This is a genomic window from Peribacillus sp. ACCC06369 (assembly GCF_030348945.1).
Classification (GTDB): domain Bacteria; phylum Bacillota; class Bacilli; order Bacillales; family DSM-1321; genus Peribacillus.
This window is the reverse complement of sequence record NZ_JAUCEN010000001.1, coordinates 122633-139425: the sequence shown is the minus strand read 5'-3', so window position 1 is coordinate 139425 and position 16793 is coordinate 122633. Positions and strand designations below refer to the sequence as shown.

Sequence of the window (16793 nt, the reverse complement as noted above, 5' to 3'; positions counted from 1 at the left end):
ATTCGATATTAGTGGATTTGAAGAGTACATGACAGCAAATCAATATAATGAGCAAAAACCCCAAATCAAATAAAAAGAGATGGGTATACGGGTGAATTACATGCAAGCAAAATGAATATTAAAATATGTAAGTTAATAAAAGGAGAAAGTAATTTGAACCATAAAAAAACGAAAACTTCAGTGGTAGTTCTTAAGGAGCATCAATTGTCAGTTTTTCTCACGATGTCCCTTACACGTAATTCTACAAAAGATCCTCTATCCAAATTAAATCCTCTGTTTGAGAACTCCTTTAAAGTTTGTTCTGAAGACCTACCATACAAAGTCATTTATAAAGCTGATTCTATGTTCCTACATGAATTTCACAAGCAAGTGAAACAACTTGCAGAACAAGAAAAAAATAAAAAATTAGGCAGATATCAAGAACTATTAGTTCAATTAGCAGGCGAGAAAAGCAAATATGAATATCTTATGAAAAGGAGTGAGGTGGGATGAAAACCATTGCTTTTTTTGTGAGTGAAAACATCAAAACACATCAACGTTTTATATATAATCAAATCGTAAAAATTAGTCAATATCGCTCAATCGTAATCGGCCCATTCGACAATACCAACCGTACAGAATTCCCCTTTGAAAACTACTATAATTTAAACAAAATTAAAGATCTAAAAAAATTCTTCGAAGAACAAGATATCATAGCCATTCATGCTCATCACGGATCACACGGACAAGAGATATTGCCTATATGTGAAAAATATAATATCCCTTTGATTGTTAGCATTAGAGGACGTGATGGTTCTGACAGACCAGAAATTTTCGAAAGAAATGCTAAGCGATATTCAGCATTAAATAAACATGGTGCACACTATTACCCTGTATGCCAATATCTTGCAGAAGGATTAAGAAGTTTAGGAATTCCGGCTAAAAATATGCATGTGTTATATGGTGGTATCGAATTAGATCTTTTCCCCTATTCTAACCGAACTCTTCCTATAGAAGGCGAAATAAGAGTTTTATCTGTAGGTAGACTTGTAGACAAAAAGGGATTTTTTACTCTCATAAAAGCATTTAAACGGATTTACTCACAATATCCAAATGCTAGACTGCATATTATTGGAGCAGGTGAAGATGAGAAAAAAATTAAATCCACCATTGCAGAATATAACCTTAATGATGTTGTGATTCTTAGAGGAGCTATGGATTCAAAACAAGTTTCGAACGAATTAAAAAAAGCTCATATCTTTTGTCTAGCAAGTCAAACAGCTAAAAGTGGTGATATTGAAGGCATTCCTAACGCCTTAAAAGAAGCAATGGCTAGCGGTTTACCTGTCGTTTCCACTCAACACGCGGGAATCCCTGAATTGATTGAACACCAGAGAACAGGGTACCTAGCTCCAGAAAAAAATGATATTGAGTTAGCAAAAGGCATACAATTCTTTTTAGAACATCCAGAGATTTGGAACGACTATACGGAAAGAGCACGGAAAGTCATTGAAGAAAAATTTGATGTCAATAAACAAATTATTGAGCAACAAAGATTATATTCTCTCGTTAATACAGAGAAAACGGAAACTAAAACAAAAACAAAAACTAAAAAAACGGAAACTAAAACTAAAACTAAAAAAACGGAAACTAAAACGGAAACTAAAACAAAAACAAAGAAAAAGAAAAAATAAATCAAGTAAGGAAAATTTAAAAACAATATTTATCATAACGAAAAAACAAGCTGGATACCCAATAGTTATCATTTAAATAGAAAGAGGAGTGACATGGGCTATATTGAAGATTTACGCAAGCTTGTGGGAAAAAGGCCAGTCATTTTAACAGGTGCAAAAGTATTAGTGTTTAATCCACTTGGGGAGATTTTATTGCAATTTCGAACAGATACAAAGGTTTGGGGATTACCAGGAGGACTAATGGAGTTAGGTGAATCATTAGAGGAAACAGCATTGCGTGAAGTAAAAGAAGAAACTGGTTTAACGATTGGCCGATTACAATTTCTAAAAGTTTTATCAGGTGTAAACTATTTTATTCACTTACCAAATGGAGATCAATTCTATTCTGTTAACGCTTTTTATACAACAAATGAAATTATCGAAGGAACCTTGAAACCTGATGGTAAAGAAGGAAGTGCTGTACACTTTTTTCCAATCAATCAGCTGCCAAAAGATATGGATCCCGATATTAAAAAAGAAATTTGTAATTATTTAAGATTTGGCAAATGAATTTTTCGAAACCAGCCGTATTTTCGCTCTTCTTCCAAAGAATTAATGAAGAACAAATGACGCTCTTTCCAAAGTACTGGTTGGGAATATGAATGAATCAGCCTACTTTAGAAGGGAGGATGTTTGGCGATTCTACAACTCAGTTGCATGATGGAGAACTACACAAGGAAGCTAAAATGTCCTTTAGGAAACCATACTCAATTGATCGCCTACAATGTCTACTAAGGTTAAAGATCGAAGACGTGACAAACAAAGCAAAACATACAGGCTGGAAGGAGATGTTTTTTAATGGATTGGAAGTCTTTATATTCTATTTGGACAAGTTACAGAAATTTAGATAATGAAATGCGTTTAATGCTTGAAGAAATGAAGGATGATGAAATAGCACTTGAAGACGCCTTTTATAAAAATTTGGAATTCGGGACAGGGGGTATGCGAGGGGAAATTGGTCCAGGTACGAATAGGATGAACATATATACAGTACGAAAAGCGACTGTAGGACTTGCTGAGTATATTCAATCGTTTGGAAATGAGGCAAAAACCAGAGGAGTCGTAATTGCTTACGATTCAAGACATAAGTCTCCAGAATTTGCATTGGAGGCAGCCAAGACTTTGGCAACAAAGGGAATTAAAGCTTATGTATTTGATGAATTACGGCCTACCCCACAACTCTCTTTTTCCGTACGTAAACTGAATGCATTTGCCGGTATCGTCATTACAGCAAGCCATAATCCGCCTGAATATAATGGATATAAAGTGTACGGATCAGACGGTGCACAGCTACCTCCTGAAGCGGCGGATCAGGTCATTAATTACGTGAACGCGATTGAAAATGAGCTTTCCATTGTAGTGGAAGAAGAAGAAATCCTAAAGGACAGAGGGCTCATTCAAATCATTGGGGAAGAGCTGGATATTGCTTATAATGAGCGTTTGCTCACTATCCCGGAAGATCCAAAGTTAGCAGATGAAATCGATGTAAAGCTCGTGTTTACACCGCTTCATGGTACAGCCAATAAATCCGTAAAACGTGCTTTGCATGATCTAGGATATCGAAATGTCCATATTGTTAAAGAACAGGAAATGCCCGATGCTGACTTTCCTACTGTTAAATCGCCTAATCCAGAAGAACATGCTGCTTTTGAATTAGCCATCACTCTTGGAAACCGTGTCGACGCTGATTTATTGATTGCCACCGATCCGGATGCGGATAGGCTCGGAATTAGCGTGAAAAATAATGCTGGAGATTATGTCGTATTAACAGGCAACCAAACAGGCGCTCTTTTTTTGGAATATTTAATTTCCCAAAAACAAAAGAAAAGGACCCTTCCAGAAAATGGAGTCGTATTAAAGACCATCGTGACTTCAGAAATAGGACGGGCGATTTCTGAGCAAAATGGTTTAAAAACGGTAGATGTTTTAACTGGATTTAAATTCATTGCTGAAAAAATCAATGAATACCACAAAAGTGGAGAACATTCTTTCCTGTTTGGTTATGAAGAAAGCTATGGATATCTAATCAAAGATTTTGCTCGTGATAAGGATGCCATACAGGCGACCATTCTGGCAGTGGAAGTCTGCGCCTATTACAAAAAGCAAGGGAAAACGATGTACGAAGGTTTGCTGGGTGTTTTTGATAAATATGGATATTACTTGGAAGGTTTGCGATCGTTGACTTTAAAAGGAATTGAAGGTTCCAGACAAATTCAAGCGATTCTCAATGAATTCCGTGAAAATCCACCAGATCAAATTTCTGGTCATAAAGTAGTGGTTCAAGAGGATTATCTCAGTGGGAAAAAATACACGTTTGGGGCAAATAGGGAAGAGGCCATAAAGCTCCCAAAATCGAACGTATTAAAATACTTTCTTGAAGATGGCACATGGGTATGTTTACGACCTTCCGGAACTGAACCTAAAATTAAATTTTATTTCGGTATTCAAGGAAACTCAATGAACGAAGCCAAGGGGAAATTATCAACCGTTATGGAAGACTTTATGAGAAGAATCAATAATTTGCTTTAAAGAAGAAAGGCTCTCATTCAGAGGATCTTCGTAAAATAACTAGGGCCCGCATTCAAATGCGGACCCTTTTTGTCTTTCGATAGATTGGTACTGCTTTCTAAATCTAGCACCCAGCCTCTCCCTTCTTAGAAACAAGATTTCCCGTAAGTCGTCTTATGCCTTTCTGGGCTGAAAAGGGTACGTACTCCAGCAAGGGTTGAATATGAGGAGTGGGTATCGCGGGCTGGTGCTGATATGTATTACTATTCGGTACTGATTGGAGTATTGAGCATATAATATACTATTCCAATCCTCCAATTCCCCCCTATGATAGTAGCCTTGCTGATACCGTATGACGTTACGTAGTACAGTTGTACAGGCCCTAGGATGGGCCTTATGAAAGGTGCTAAATAGGGAGGTTTTTTAAAGAGTCCTTATAGCGCCCCTTTAGAGGCCATCCCCAATAAAGAAAAGTGCCATATAAGATGAAGTTTCAAAAAGTAAAACCAGAACATGGAACATCATACATATACCGTTACATTAAGGGCTAACTGCCATTTCAGGTGTCTTGTTCAAATCACCCTACATCAGGCACCTTTTTTCTAAAGGAATAAAGTGCAGCGAATGGAATGATTGAACTAGCGCATTGAAGTTCTTGGTCTCCTATTTAATTATTTAACTATTCGGAATTGCTTCATAGACCAGTTTTCATTAGGTTTTTTTTACATTTTTAACTGGCTGTAATTTTTGTACCTGAACCCAAAGTTTTTATGATTTAAAGCTGTACTTTCAATTATGTGGAAAACTGTAAAAAAAATTATAAACATGAAAAAACCTTTGTTTATCCTGCAAACAAAGGTTTTTTCTATTTACTTCAAATACCTAGTTGCAGACATGATATCTAGGCTTATCGTTAGCTATACTGGATAATCCGTGCCAGCAAATACAGTTGGACCATTGATGTCGAGTAGTTTAACCGATAGAATGCCATCAACAGTGTAAAATCGATTAAACGGTACCCTAGTAGCTACGGTGTCGTTAATTCAAACGCAACTTAAAACCCTTTGTTACTGAAAAAAATAAATAATCACGACTTTTTACCATAGCATACGTTAGAGATTCTCTTTTCCGGCATTAAGGGGTAGATAATAAGATGGTGGCTGCTGCACCCTCCTCTAAGGCTGCGTCTGAGCCGACCCTAGTGACCTGTACAGTTAATAGATCACATTGGTTGACAACTACACTAGCGGTTGTAGATCCACAACAATTGCCTGGATTTGGTCCTGTTATCGTTACACTAATGCCTGTGCTGACAAAAGTAACACCACAATCGGTGCTTCTAAATATTGTACCTGTTATTGATTGCGCTGCGGTTAATGGTTCATCACGGATACTGAAGACGAAACCTGTAATGGTTGATGTCTGTGCTATAACTACATTTGTTCGTGTAGGATCCGGGTCATCTACACCTAGTCCAAAGAATTGATTGTTGGGAAGTGCGTCATCTGAAGCTAAATAGATAGTACTTGCTCCACCACCTTGTGGACCTTGAGCCCCTTGAGCCCCTTGAGTCCCTTGAGGTCCTTGAGCGCCTTGAGGTCCTTGAGCGCCTTGAGGTCCTTGAGCGCCTTGAGGTCCTTGAGCGCCTTGAGGTCCTTGAGCGCCTTGAGGTCCTTGAGTACCTTGAGTACCTTGAGGTCCTTGAGGTCCTTGAGCGCCTTGAGGTCCTTGAGCGCCTTGAGGTCCTTGAGCGCCTTGAGGTCCTTGAGGTCCTTGAGTACCTTGAGGTCCTTGAGCGCCTTGAGGTCCTTGAGCGCCTTGAGGTCCTTGAGGTCCTTGAGGTCCTTGAGGTCCTTGAGCGCCTTGAGGCCCCTGATTACCTTTTTTATCATTATCAGTTACGTTTACTTTCACTTCAACGTTTTGGTCTACCTTTTGTTCTTGTTTAGAAGAGCATTTGCATTGACTTTGTCCGCAATCCTTACATTTTTTATGATGACATTTGCATTTACTATGACCGCAATCCTTACATTTTTTATCCCTACCCAACTTTGTACCCTCCTTTTATAAAACATTAATTTATCTTATGAATCTAGAATTTTTTTGGATTAGAAAAAACCAAATAACAACACCCATTTTTAAACACAGAACATTTTTAAATACCTATCTCTTGATAACGGGGAGAAAAGATTGAGGTGACATCTGAGGTAAAACAAGCAGAAATCACATTGCGGATCAAGGAGTCAGATATTTACCGGGATAGGTAAAGGAGGTAAATCGGACATTGAAGGATTAAGGGAAAAGAATCCGCACAATTAAAATGCAATTCATCAAGTTAGGAGCCAATATAAAGTACTCATAAATTGTAATATTGCTGACATTTTTAAATTTAGAGCATAACATGTAATAACCAATTTAAGTACCTCTTATTTCGATTCGGATGCGTTACTGCTTTGTCCCCTTTTGATAAAAATAGTAAGAAAAAAGCCGACCTTTATTGGTCGGCTTGTTCAAATGTGATTCCTATTTCAAGGGGACGGTTCCTTTTTTATACTTTGCCTCACACCCCAATGCCCGATCATTGTGTAACTTCCGCGAAATCTTTCGGACGATCAAGTCAAAACAATTGCTGAACGGGATGGAATGATTGGACTAAATGCATTCTCTGCATTGTAGATCCTACACGCCCGGGGATTGACCGATTCATTAACCACGCTTCATACATTGCCGACTGAGTTGGTATATGGCATTTAGGCTTTCGTTTCGATTTCATTGAATACCTTGAAGTAGGGGTAAGGGGAGGCTTCGCCTTCTAGTTTTATTAATGAACAAACAAGCCTGTATCCACCTTGGATCAGGCTTGTTTGTATATAACAAAATTAATCACGATAAATATTACGTTTTAGGACTTTGATTAAAAATCATGCTTGCAATTGCGATTGACTAGAATTCTTGAAAATCACCTTCGCTTTAAAATGTGAGAACAAATAACAGCCTATAATCACAATACAACTACCAATTCCTTGTACCCACGTCATTTTTTCACCTAAAAAGAGAAAAGCTAAAATTGCAGTGAAAATAGGATTAAAATTCAAGAAAATACCTGATGTAGTTGTACCTAACTTTTGTACACCAATGTTCCAAAGTACCATACATGCTACAGTTGAGATAACACCTGTATATAAAATAGATTGTATGAAAGAAGTATTTATATTTGACACTGTAAAATCAGAAAAATTAAACGGGAGAATAACTATAAGTCCAAATATACCAGAATATAATGTTGACATCATGGGTGTTGTTGTTAACATTGCCCATTTGCTACAAACGGAATAAATCCCCCAAACACATACAGCAGCCATCATATATAAATCACCTGTATTAAAACGTAATGAAAGGAATAGATCAATATTTCCTTTTGAAAGTACAAGTATTACACCAAAAAGCGAAAAAAACATAGAAAACATTTGTAGAATATTAATTCTTTCTTTTAAAAAGAAAAATGAAAAAATTGCAATTGAAATCATGTTTAATGTTGATATTAACCCAACATTAGTGGCGGAAGTTTTCTCTAATGCTACAAATTGTAATAGATTAAATAGAACCACACCTGTAATCCCCATCAAAAATAATGGAAGGATTGCACTACGACGGGGAAATATCTTTCTTTCTTTCCACCATACAATTGGCAAAAGACAACTAATAGCAATGATCCACCTTAAAGTCGTCAACGTCATCGGAGAAGCATGTTCGACAAGCGACTTTCCAACGACAAAGTTTCCACCCCATAACAAACTTGTTAAAAGTAATAACGAAAAATAATAATATTGCATTTCATTTTGCTCCTTTGCATCTTTCACTGTTTAAGTAAAAAGATCGAAGCCATTGTGCACAATGACATTTCAATTTTCATAATTAATTATTAATAATTTTAACATTTTAGATCGTTACTTAATATATTATTTTGTATAATAGAAGAAACTTAAAATAATATTAAGAAATATTGCCGATGAACAGAATTAAATTTTGTTTTACTATTGGAGTGATACTATTTTTGGAATAATTGTAAAAGGGGTGACTATAAGTGGAATCTATCGTAAGCAAGGTTCTAGATAATGTTGATATTCAAATTTTAGATTTACTACAAAAGCAAGCACAGTTAAGCAATACTGAGCTTGCAAAGCGTGTCAAATTATCTCCACCAGCTATACATTCAAGGATAAAACGATTGGAAAATGAAGGGTTTATTAATGCACAAGTAGCAATTTTAAACCAGGAGAAGCTAGGTTTTGATTTATTATGTTTCATATTTATTAGTACGAATATACATCAAGCTGAAAAACTGGAAGTTTTGGAAAAGGCATTAGCTTCTATGTCAGAAGTATTAGAGTGTCATTGTTTAACAGGTGAGTATGATTATCTTCTAAAAGTGGCTAACAAAGATCGGAAGGAATTAGAAATATTTATTAGACAGTTAAATAAACTAGGCATTACAAAAATTCAAACTAGCCTAGCTCTCAGAGAAATTAAATATTCAACTGTTTTACCTATATGGGAAGAAAAGTCACGTTCGTAAAAGTACACTTTTGCGAACGTTTTGTTTTTTTATTAAATCGCCTATTTTTAACGTGCGTTAAAGTTTTCAAATACTATCACTTTTAAAGAAGAGGAATATTTACTACTTGACGAAAAGGATACGGAAACTGGTTATAATGCGGAAGAAAGAATTACTTTATTTAAAGCAAAAAAAGATGGAAAGAGGTTAGTAAAAAAGTTCAAGAGAGCAGAAATTTTTGAGATATTAAAAAAGATCCTGAGTATCAAATTTCAGTGGAGGATTTCGCAACAATTTAAAATACAAATATACAAGAAGTAGAGATTGGATCAATTGTCACTATTAAAGAAGTGACATAAAAATATGAAATGCTGCTTAAAATTGTGAGTTCCGCAGAATCACCAACTGGTCACCGAGAGTTAACAGTCGATCAATCAGCAAAGAATGAGAAGTTTTTTAAACAAGAAGAGCCCATGGAGTTAATGCATTCTATGGGCTTCACAGGGGTTAGTGAAAATTTTCCATTTAAAGGGACTTTTCAGTCTCGTTAAAAATAAAAGAGAGATTAATTGGAGTTATCACAAAATTCCCACACTAAAAAACATCATACAAAGACAATAAATTAAGTCGTTCCACCTTCTAAAAGTTTAACAGGCAGATATGTCTCCAACGGAAAATCGTTAAATTCACCTTTAATTTCTTTTAATAAAATATCAATTGCTGTCTTGGCAATTAAATCAATTGGTTGTTGTATGGTTGTCAATTCTGGCAGTAAAACTTGAACTGCTTCTGTTCCATCATAACCGACAACTTTTAATTGAGTTGGTATATCTTTTCCTCGCTTTTTAGATTCAGCTATAACAGATGCCGCGATTAAATCATCACTTGCAAAGATCCCATCTACTTCTGGATGTTCATCAAAAAGCTTAGAGATTACTTCTTGATGACTTTGACCATGTGAAACTTCATATGTAATTGGAAGTCTACTCTGTTCCTTCATAACATCCTCATACGCTTTTCTTCTTAAGTTTGCTGGTGTTTGCAGCTCAATTGGTCCATTTATATGAACAATATACTGACAACCTTTCATTATTAATAATTCTGTAGCTTTTTTCCCTCCGCTATAATTGTCAGAGCCAACAACAGGGATGTTTTTCGATAAGTAGTGGTCAATTGCCACGACAGAAAGATGCTGCTTCTCATAATTTAGTATACCTCGGTTATATGTCACTACGACTACTCCATCTACTTGATTACGTATGAGCATTTCTAAATATTTTTCTTCTTTATCTATACGGTTTAAGCTGTTACAAAGTAACAATTTATAGCCTAATGAAGCACAGATACTTTCAATATGAAAGGTAAGTTCACCGAAAAATGGGTTACTTGAATTTGGGATAATTAGTCCTATTAAATTAGTTCGTTTATTAAATAAAGAACGGGCTAAATCGTTTGGAAAATAATTAATCTCTTCCATCGCTTTATAAACTTTTTCTTTTGTCTTTTCACTTATGTAACCGCGGTTATTTAATACACGGGAAACTGTTGTTGATGAAACACCTGCTCTTTTTGCCACATCGTGAATGTTAGGCTTCATTTCATGTCCTCCTACCTTATTAAGAAACATCCATTATTATTTAACTTTTTTATACTCATTTAAATAAAAGTTTTCATGTTTTTGTCCATTGATTGGAAACTGAGATTTTTTGAGTTGGTTCACAGAGTTATTAAACATTGGCATCAATATTGTATAAAGAGCGAAGGTTTTAAAAATGAAAAACCCATTAATAAACTGTTTAATAGCATATCATAATCTGTCACCTACTAGGAAAACCCTATAATAAAATAATTTCAGATTAGTCTGATCACGCACCCATTTTAGAGAAAAGTACTAATATGTGCAAGAGTTTGAGACAAACTACACGAAAGTTAATGTCTGATTTTTCAAAAAATAACTGTCAATCGGTTGACATATGTAACCGGTTGACATAAACTACTGTTGAAAGCGCTTTTATAAGTTTTTTTAAGACGAAAGACATATGAGGGGGAAGTGAAAGGTATGAAGAAATGGCTACTAGTAAGTATATCTTTATTACTGATGTTTGCTGCGGTGGGCTGCAGCAAAAGCGAAAGCGTTAATAGTGATGGTAAAAAAACGATTACGATGTGGGTACACATATCTGATGATAATGAAGAAGGAAAAGTGTATAAAAAACGGCTAGAAGCCTTCAATAAGAAGTATTCTTCTGACAATATCAAAGCTAAAATTGAATTTATTCCACGTAGCGGAAATGGCGGTGGTTATGAAGACAAAGTAAACGCGGCCCTTACAACTAGCACGTTGCCGGATGTTATTACTTTGGACGGACCAAATACAGCTGCTTACGCGAAATCTGGTGTCATTGCACCATTGGATGAGTATGTAAAAGATCAAGAGGATTTGCTGCCAAGTATTAAGCAACAAGGAACTTATAAAGACAAGCTGTATGCAATTGGTGTCAGTGAATCATCTGTTGGGATTTACTACAATAAAAGAATGTTACAAGAGGCGGGCGTAGATTTGAATACGCTACCAACAGTTGATAATCCATGGACATGGGACCAATTCCTTGCTCTTTGTAAAACGTTGAAAGATAAATATGACAAACCAGCTATTGATATGCAATTACAGTCGAAAGACGAAATGTTGACGTATGCGCTAACCCCGTTTGTCTGGTCAGCCGATGGGGATATCATCTCGAAAGATGGAAAGAAAGCAGAAGGTGTCTTCAATAAAAAACCTACTGTTGAAGCGATGACTTTTATTCAAACAATGTTGAAAGAAGGTTATACGACACGAACGCCAGTCAAACAAGCGTTTGAAACGGAAAAATATTCAATGAAGTTTAGTGGAGTATGGACAGTAACTGATATGAAAACAAACTACCAAAAGGTAGATTATGGCGTTATGCCATATCCAGTATCACCAAAGACAAAGAAACTAGTTTCTCCTTCAGGTAGTTGGCAATTTGCGATGACCCAAACGTCCGAAAATAAAGAATGGGCTGCAAAATTAGTTGACTGGATGACAAACAAAGATTCGAATGTGGAACTGAGCCGTACGATTGCAGCACTGCCAGTCCGATACTCTTCTGAAAAAGTGATGGCAAAAGAGTTCTCAGATCAAATGAATGTTTTCCTGAAACAATTGAAAGAAACAGGACACGCACGTCCCGTTACACCGGCTTATCCGCAAGTCACCCGTGCTTTCCAACAAACAATCGATGACATCAGCTTCTATGATCAAAATAAAGATATCCAAAAAGTATTGGATACACATGCGAAAGAAATGCAATCAGCTATCGATAAGGCAAATTAGAAGGAGGAACTATGAGTAAAATTGGATGGAAAGAAAATAGGAATGTCTATACATTTCTGAGACCAGAGGGAAGAACCAAGAATAGAATTCGGTGGAAAGAAAATGTAGTTGCATATACGTTTTTGGGACCGGCGTTGTTAATATTATCGATGTTCCTTGTTATTCCGTCTATTATGTCAGTCTATTATTCGTTTACGGATTACTATTTATTGACACCAGATATGCGTACATTTGTCGGATTGGACAATTTCATCAATCTATTCCAGGACCCAATTTTTCTGAAAAGCTTGGTGAACACACTGAAATTTGTCGTTTGGGTGATTCCGTTACAGATAGGGGCAGCTCTTGGGCTGGCCCTCCTGTTAAATAAACAACGTAAAGCAAACACGTTTTTTAAAGTAGCTTACTTTAGTCCAGTTGTCATGTCACTTGTCGTTATCTCTGTTCTATGGTTGTATTTGTTGAATCCAAATGAAGGGATTATTAACAACGTCCTCACATACTTCGGCATTTCAGCGCAACCGTTTTTGACAAGTCCTAAGCAGGCGATATTTACAATTGTTGTGGTTTCAGCTTGGCAAGGAGCTGGCTTTCAGATGCTGATTTTTCTAGCAGGACTGCAGAATATCCCTGGTGATGTTTATGAGGCGGCACAGTTAGACGGAATGAATAAATGGCAAAGTTTTATATACATTACGTTACCTTTGTTGAAACCAACTTCAATTTTTATATTTATTACCACATTAATTGGCGCATTCAAGCTGTTGGTTCAACCAATGGTTATGACGCAAGGTGGACCAGTGAATTCCACCATGACGGTTGTCTATTATATTTATCAAACTGGTTTTACGGACCGTATGGTTGGTTATGCCAGTTCAATTGCTCTCTTGTTTGGGACGATTATCGGACTTGTTACGATTACGCAACGTAAACTGGTGAAGGAGGATGAAGACTAATGAGACGGAAATTCGGGCCTCTAACGATTTTAGAATACATTTGCCTGGTTTTGCTCGCAGTGCTATTTATTTTTCCACTGTTTTGGATGGTCGCATCCTCGATGAAGCCAGAAGCGGAAATTTATAACGACATGAGCAACATTAAGGCTTTCCTGCCATCATTTCATCCATCGGACTGGTTTGTATCCTACAAGCAAGTTCTGTTACGATTTCATTTACTAGGTTATATCGGCAACAGTTTGTTTTATGGTTTGTGTGTAGCAATTGGTTCCATAATTATCAATGGGATGGCGGGCTATGCATTTGCTAAACTTAATTTTAGTGGAAAAAAAGTGCTGTTTGGTCTTTTATTGGCTATTTTAATCGTGCCATTTGAAACTATCTTAATCTCTCAATTTACCATTATTCATAGCATTGGATTAGTGGATACACGTCTCGCGGTTATTTTGCCAGCGTTGGCAGGGGCATTCAATATCTATTTGTTCCGGAACTTTTTTATGGCGATTCCAACAGAGATTATTGAATCGGCAAAATTGGATGGGGCAAATACATGGCAAGTTTTCTGGCGGATCATGCTACCGATGTCTAAACCAGCTGTTGCCACTGTTGGAACATTGGCTTTTATCGGAAGTTGGAATGACTATATCTGGCCTCTGATGGTCTTGACAGACAAGTCGAAATTTCCGATCCAAGTAGCGATTACAGCAATTAATAGTACAGATCCGGTTTATACTAACCAAGTCATGGCTGTACTGACGATATCCACCGTTCCATTGATTATTATCTATATTGTGGCTCAACGTTATATTTTAGAGGGGATTGGTGGTTCAGGTACAGGCATTAAATAGAGAGTGTATCATCATTAACAACCATGTATGGACTTAAATTCACATTTCTAATTCTTCTTTTTCATATTGTTAACTAGTTATTCATTTCTTTACACATGTCTAGTAAAAGGAGCAATTAAATTGAAAGTTTCAAAAAAGCTGTATTGGATGTTAAGTGCGTATTTTTTCTTTTTCTTTTTTACTTGGTCTTCTAGTTACTCTTTATTTTCCATTTGGTTAGGACAAGAAATAAATTTAAGTGGGTCAGCTACAGGTATTATCTTTTCTGTAAACGCTATCTTCGCCTTATGTATGCAGCCACTATATGGTTATATATCTGACAAAATAGGTTTAAAGAAAAAAATATTATCTTTCATTAGTTTGCTTCTCGTATTTGTAGGACCATTTTATATCTTCATCTATGGACCATTATTAAAATACAATGTCTTTTGGGGCGCGGTTGTTGGAGGAATCTATTTAGCAGTTGCTTTTCTAGCTGGTATTGGAGCGATTGAATCATATATTGAGAAGATTAGCCGTAAATATGATTTCGAGTATGGAAAATCGAGAATGTGGGGCTCTTTAGGGTGGGCGGCAGCTACATTTTTTGCAGGACAGCTGTTTAATATTAATCCAAATATCAATTTCTGGGTTGCATCTGTTTCAGCAATCATATTAGTGGCCATTATTATGTCTGTGAAAATAGAAATGACGGATCAAGAGATGAATAAAGCTGATTCTATTAAATTAAAAGACGTTGGACAACTTTTTTTATTAAAAGATTTCTGGTTTTTCATGATGTACATAATTGGGGTGACATGCGTATACAGTGTTTATGATCAGCAATTCCCTCTTTATTACGCCTCTTTATTTCCGACTGAATCGTTAGGCAATCAAGTATTCGGATATCTAAACTCGTTCCAAGTATTTTTAGAGGCTGGAATGATGTTTCTTGCTCCGTTTATCGTAAATAAGTTTGGTGTAAAGAATAGTTTAATTCTAGCAGGATTTTTAATGGCCTTCCGAATCATCGGTTCTGGAATTGTTGTTGGGCCAATCGGAATTTCTTCGATGAAATTAATTCATGCTCTAGAATTGCCTATAATGCTAATTGCTATTTTTAAATATTTAGCAGCGAATTTCGATACCCGCCTATCTTCTGTGCTTTATCTAGTTGGTTTCCAATTTGCATCTCAGGTAGGTGCATCTATTCTTTCACCACTTGCAGGTGGATTATATGACAGTGTAGGATTTCGTAACACCTATCTCATCATGGGAATCATGGTTTTTTGTTTTACCATTATTTCAATCTTTACTTTAAAAGGTTCTAAAAAAAGAAAGGGCTTAAATGGCAATGTGGAAAGGTTACGAAAGATAATATAGGAGGATGTTAGGATGTTAACAATTAATAGAATTAAACAGGCTGAAGAGGCACTGAAGAATGCAAAGACAAAAATAAATAATCGTTATCGATTAGGTTACCATATCATGGCTCCAGCTAACTGGATTAATGACCCGAACGGTTTCACACAGTATAAAGGGGAATATCATGCATTTTATCAATGCCATCCATATGATGCAAATTGGGGGCCAATGCATTGGGGCCATATAAAAAGTAAAGATCTCATTCATTGGGAGCATTTGCCTGTTGCTTTAGCTCCTGGGGATGCTTGTGATACAGATGGATGTTTCTCAGGAAGCGCCGTTGATAATAATGGTGAACTAACCCTAATCTATACAGGACATCACTATACAGACAAGGAAAAAGATCTCTTCTATCAAAATCAAAATATTGCGGTCAGTACGGATGGCATAACATTTGAGAAAGTTGGAGAAAATCCGGTTATTGCTAAACCACCAGTAGATAGTGCACATCACTTCCGTGATCCAAAGGTGTGGAAGCACAATGATGCCTGGTACATGGTTTTAGGAAATTCGACGAAGGAGAATGTCGGAAGAGTTATTTTATACCGTTCTTCTGATCTATTGAAGTGGGAATACATTGGTGTTCTTGCACAAAGTGATGGCTCGCTTGGATATATGTGGGAGTGTCCGGACTTCTTTGAATTAGATGGAAAATATATTCTAATGATCTCTCCTCAAGGTATTAAATCAAATGGAGATTTATATAATAATCTATTCCAAACAGGTTATTTGGTTGGAGATTATAATTACGAAACAAACGAGTTTGTTCATGGGTCATTTACTGAATTAGATAATGGACATGACTTTTATGCAGTTCAAACACTATTAGATGATAAAGGTCGTCGAATTGCGATTGGTTGGATGGATATGTGGGAGTCAAACATGCCAACTAAAGCAGATGGATGGTGTGGAGCCTTAACATTACCACGCGAAATAACACTAGGGGATCATAACAAGATTTTAATGAATCCTGTTGGGGAATTAGTCTTATTACGAGATTCTGAACACAATGAGTGTACAAATCAATCCATTTCTGAAAGCTATTTGATAGAAACGAAAGAGGATTTACTTGAAGTGAAAGCTGTGTTTGACTTAACTAATTGTAGTGCTCAATCTGTAGGTCTAAAAATTCGTGGAGTTCACCACGAAGAAACAGTATTAACGTATCACTTAGATAAACAACAGCTAACACTTGATTGCTCCAAGTCAGGAAAAGTGGAAGATGGTGTTAGAAACACAATACTTGAGACAAATAAAGAGCTTTCCCTACGTGTATTTATTGATCGATCCTCCATTGAAATCTTTGCGAATGATGGACAAACGACCATGACAAGTCGTATCTATCCGAATGAAGATAGACTAGGAATTGAGTTATTTACTGAGAAGGGTGATGTACAAGTCAAGGAAATAACCTATTGGAACCTAAAAGACATCTGGAAATAAAATAACAAG

General features: G+C 36.3%; 13 protein-coding genes. 10 read left to right on the top strand and 3 right to left on the bottom strand.

The genetic code is table 11. The features are described 5' to 3' along the window. Positions 1 to 111: 111 nt before the first annotated feature. The 4 genes from QUF78_RS00670 to QUF78_RS00655 all read left to right on the top strand — a co-directional run bounded on the left by QUF78_RS00670 (position 112) and on the right by QUF78_RS00655 (position 4241). Positions 112 to 492 carry a hypothetical protein gene (locus tag QUF78_RS00670; protein ID WP_289323241.1) on the top strand — a complete coding sequence of 127 codons (381 nt, stop codon included), beginning with the start codon at positions 112 to 114 and terminating at the stop codon, positions 490 to 492. Further along, complete coding sequence (locus QUF78_RS00665; RefSeq protein ID WP_289323240.1) at positions 489 to 1673, top strand: glycosyltransferase; 1185 nt, start codon at positions 489 to 491, stop codon at positions 1671 to 1673. The genes QUF78_RS00670 and QUF78_RS00665 overlap by 4 nt, the downstream gene beginning before the upstream one ends. A gap of 93 nt (positions 1674 to 1766) precedes the next feature. Next, the gene (locus tag QUF78_RS00660) at positions 1767 to 2222 is read left to right on the top strand and encodes an NUDIX hydrolase (RefSeq protein WP_289323239.1); all 456 of its coding nucleotides are present in this window, start codon (positions 1767 to 1769) and stop codon (positions 2220 to 2222) included. 288 nt (positions 2223 to 2510) lie between these two features. Next, entirely contained in the window at positions 2511 to 4241 is a 1731-nt protein-coding gene (locus tag QUF78_RS00655; RefSeq protein ID WP_289323238.1) for a phospho-sugar mutase, read from the top strand. Positions 4242 to 5731: 1490 nt separating this feature from the next. Here the strand turns inward: QUF78_RS00655 and QUF78_RS00650 are convergent. Both QUF78_RS00650 and QUF78_RS00640 read right to left on the bottom strand, forming a co-directional pair. After that, entirely contained in the window at positions 5732 to 6112 is a 381-nt protein-coding gene (locus tag QUF78_RS00650; RefSeq protein ID WP_289323237.1) for a hypothetical protein, read from the bottom strand. Between the two features lie 1029 nt (positions 6113 to 7141). After that, positions 7142 to 8053, bottom strand: a complete 912-nt coding sequence (locus tag QUF78_RS00640) for a DMT family transporter (protein WP_289323260.1) — start codon at positions 8051 to 8053, stop codon at positions 7142 to 7144. 251 nt (positions 8054 to 8304) lie between these two features. Here QUF78_RS00640 and QUF78_RS00635 point away from each other — a divergent pair, with 251 nt between their 5' ends. Beyond that, a complete protein-coding gene (locus QUF78_RS00635; RefSeq protein WP_289323236.1) occupies positions 8305 to 8796 on the top strand; it encodes an Lrp/AsnC family transcriptional regulator in 492 nt (163 codons plus the stop codon). Between the two features lie 601 nt (positions 8797 to 9397). On the opposite strand, the gene QUF78_RS00630 is transcribed toward QUF78_RS00635, so the two are convergent. Next, the gene (locus QUF78_RS00630; protein WP_289323235.1) at positions 9398 to 10372 is read right to left on the bottom strand and encodes a LacI family DNA-binding transcriptional regulator; all 975 of its coding nucleotides are present in this window, start codon (positions 10370 to 10372) and stop codon (positions 9398 to 9400) included. 462 nt (positions 10373 to 10834) lie between these two features. On the opposite strand from QUF78_RS00630, the gene QUF78_RS00625 reads away from it, so the two are divergent. From QUF78_RS00625 to QUF78_RS00605, 5 genes are all read left to right on the top strand, one after another. Further along, positions 10835 to 12133, top strand: a complete 1299-nt coding sequence (locus QUF78_RS00625) for an ABC transporter substrate-binding protein (protein WP_289323234.1) — start codon at positions 10835 to 10837, stop codon at positions 12131 to 12133. A gap of 11 nt (positions 12134 to 12144) precedes the next feature. Then, positions 12145 to 13089: a carbohydrate ABC transporter permease gene (locus QUF78_RS00620; RefSeq protein ID WP_289323233.1), complete on the top strand. Its 945-nt coding sequence runs from the start codon at positions 12145 to 12147 to the stop codon at positions 13087 to 13089. Then, positions 13089 to 13937 (top strand): carbohydrate ABC transporter permease, encoded by an 849-nt coding sequence (locus QUF78_RS00615; RefSeq protein WP_289323232.1) that lies wholly within the window; start codon positions 13089 to 13091, stop codon positions 13935 to 13937. The genes QUF78_RS00620 and QUF78_RS00615 overlap by 1 nt, the downstream gene beginning before the upstream one ends. Positions 13938 to 14057: 120 nt before the next feature. Next, positions 14058 to 15299, top strand: a complete 1242-nt coding sequence (locus QUF78_RS00610) for an MFS transporter (RefSeq protein ID WP_289323231.1) — start codon at positions 14058 to 14060, stop codon at positions 15297 to 15299. A 21-nt stretch (positions 15300 to 15320) separates the two neighbouring features. Beyond that, positions 15321 to 16784, top strand: a complete 1464-nt coding sequence (locus tag QUF78_RS00605; protein ID WP_289323259.1) for a glycoside hydrolase family 32 protein — start codon at positions 15321 to 15323, stop codon at positions 16782 to 16784. Positions 16785 to 16793: the final 9 nt, after the last annotated feature.

Bases quoted from the DNA above. Each gene is read 5' to 3' on its own strand.
- QUF78_RS00670 (WP_289323241.1), top strand. From the start codon at position 112: ATGAATATTAAAATATGTAAGTTAATAAAAGGAGAAAGTAATTTGAAC.
- QUF78_RS00665 (WP_289323240.1), top strand. From the start codon at position 489: ATGAAAACCATTGCTTTTTTTGTGAGTGAAAACATCAAAACACATCAA.
- QUF78_RS00625 (WP_289323234.1), top strand. From the start codon at position 10,835: ATGAAGAAATGGCTACTAGTAAGTATATCTTTATTACTGATGTTTGCT.
- QUF78_RS00615 (WP_289323232.1), top strand. From the start codon at position 13,089: ATGAGACGGAAATTCGGGCCTCTAACGATTTTAGAATACATTTGCCTG.
- QUF78_RS00660 (WP_289323239.1), top strand. From the start codon at position 1,767: ATGGGCTATATTGAAGATTTACGCAAGCTTGTGGGAAAAAGGCCAGTC.
- QUF78_RS00630 (WP_289323235.1), bottom strand. From the start codon at position 10,372: ATGAAGCCTAACATTCACGATGTGGCAAAAAGAGCAGGTGTTTCATCA.
- QUF78_RS00655 (WP_289323238.1), top strand. From the start codon at position 2,511: ATGGATTGGAAGTCTTTATATTCTATTTGGACAAGTTACAGAAATTTA.
- QUF78_RS00650 (WP_289323237.1), bottom strand. From the start codon at position 6,112: ATGATAAAAAAGGTAATCAGGGGCCTCAAGGCGCTCAAGGACCTCAAG.
- QUF78_RS00640 (WP_289323260.1), bottom strand. From the start codon at position 8,053: ATGCAATATTATTATTTTTCGTTATTACTTTTAACAAGTTTGTTATGG.
- QUF78_RS00620 (WP_289323233.1), top strand. From the start codon at position 12,145: ATGAGTAAAATTGGATGGAAAGAAAATAGGAATGTCTATACATTTCTG.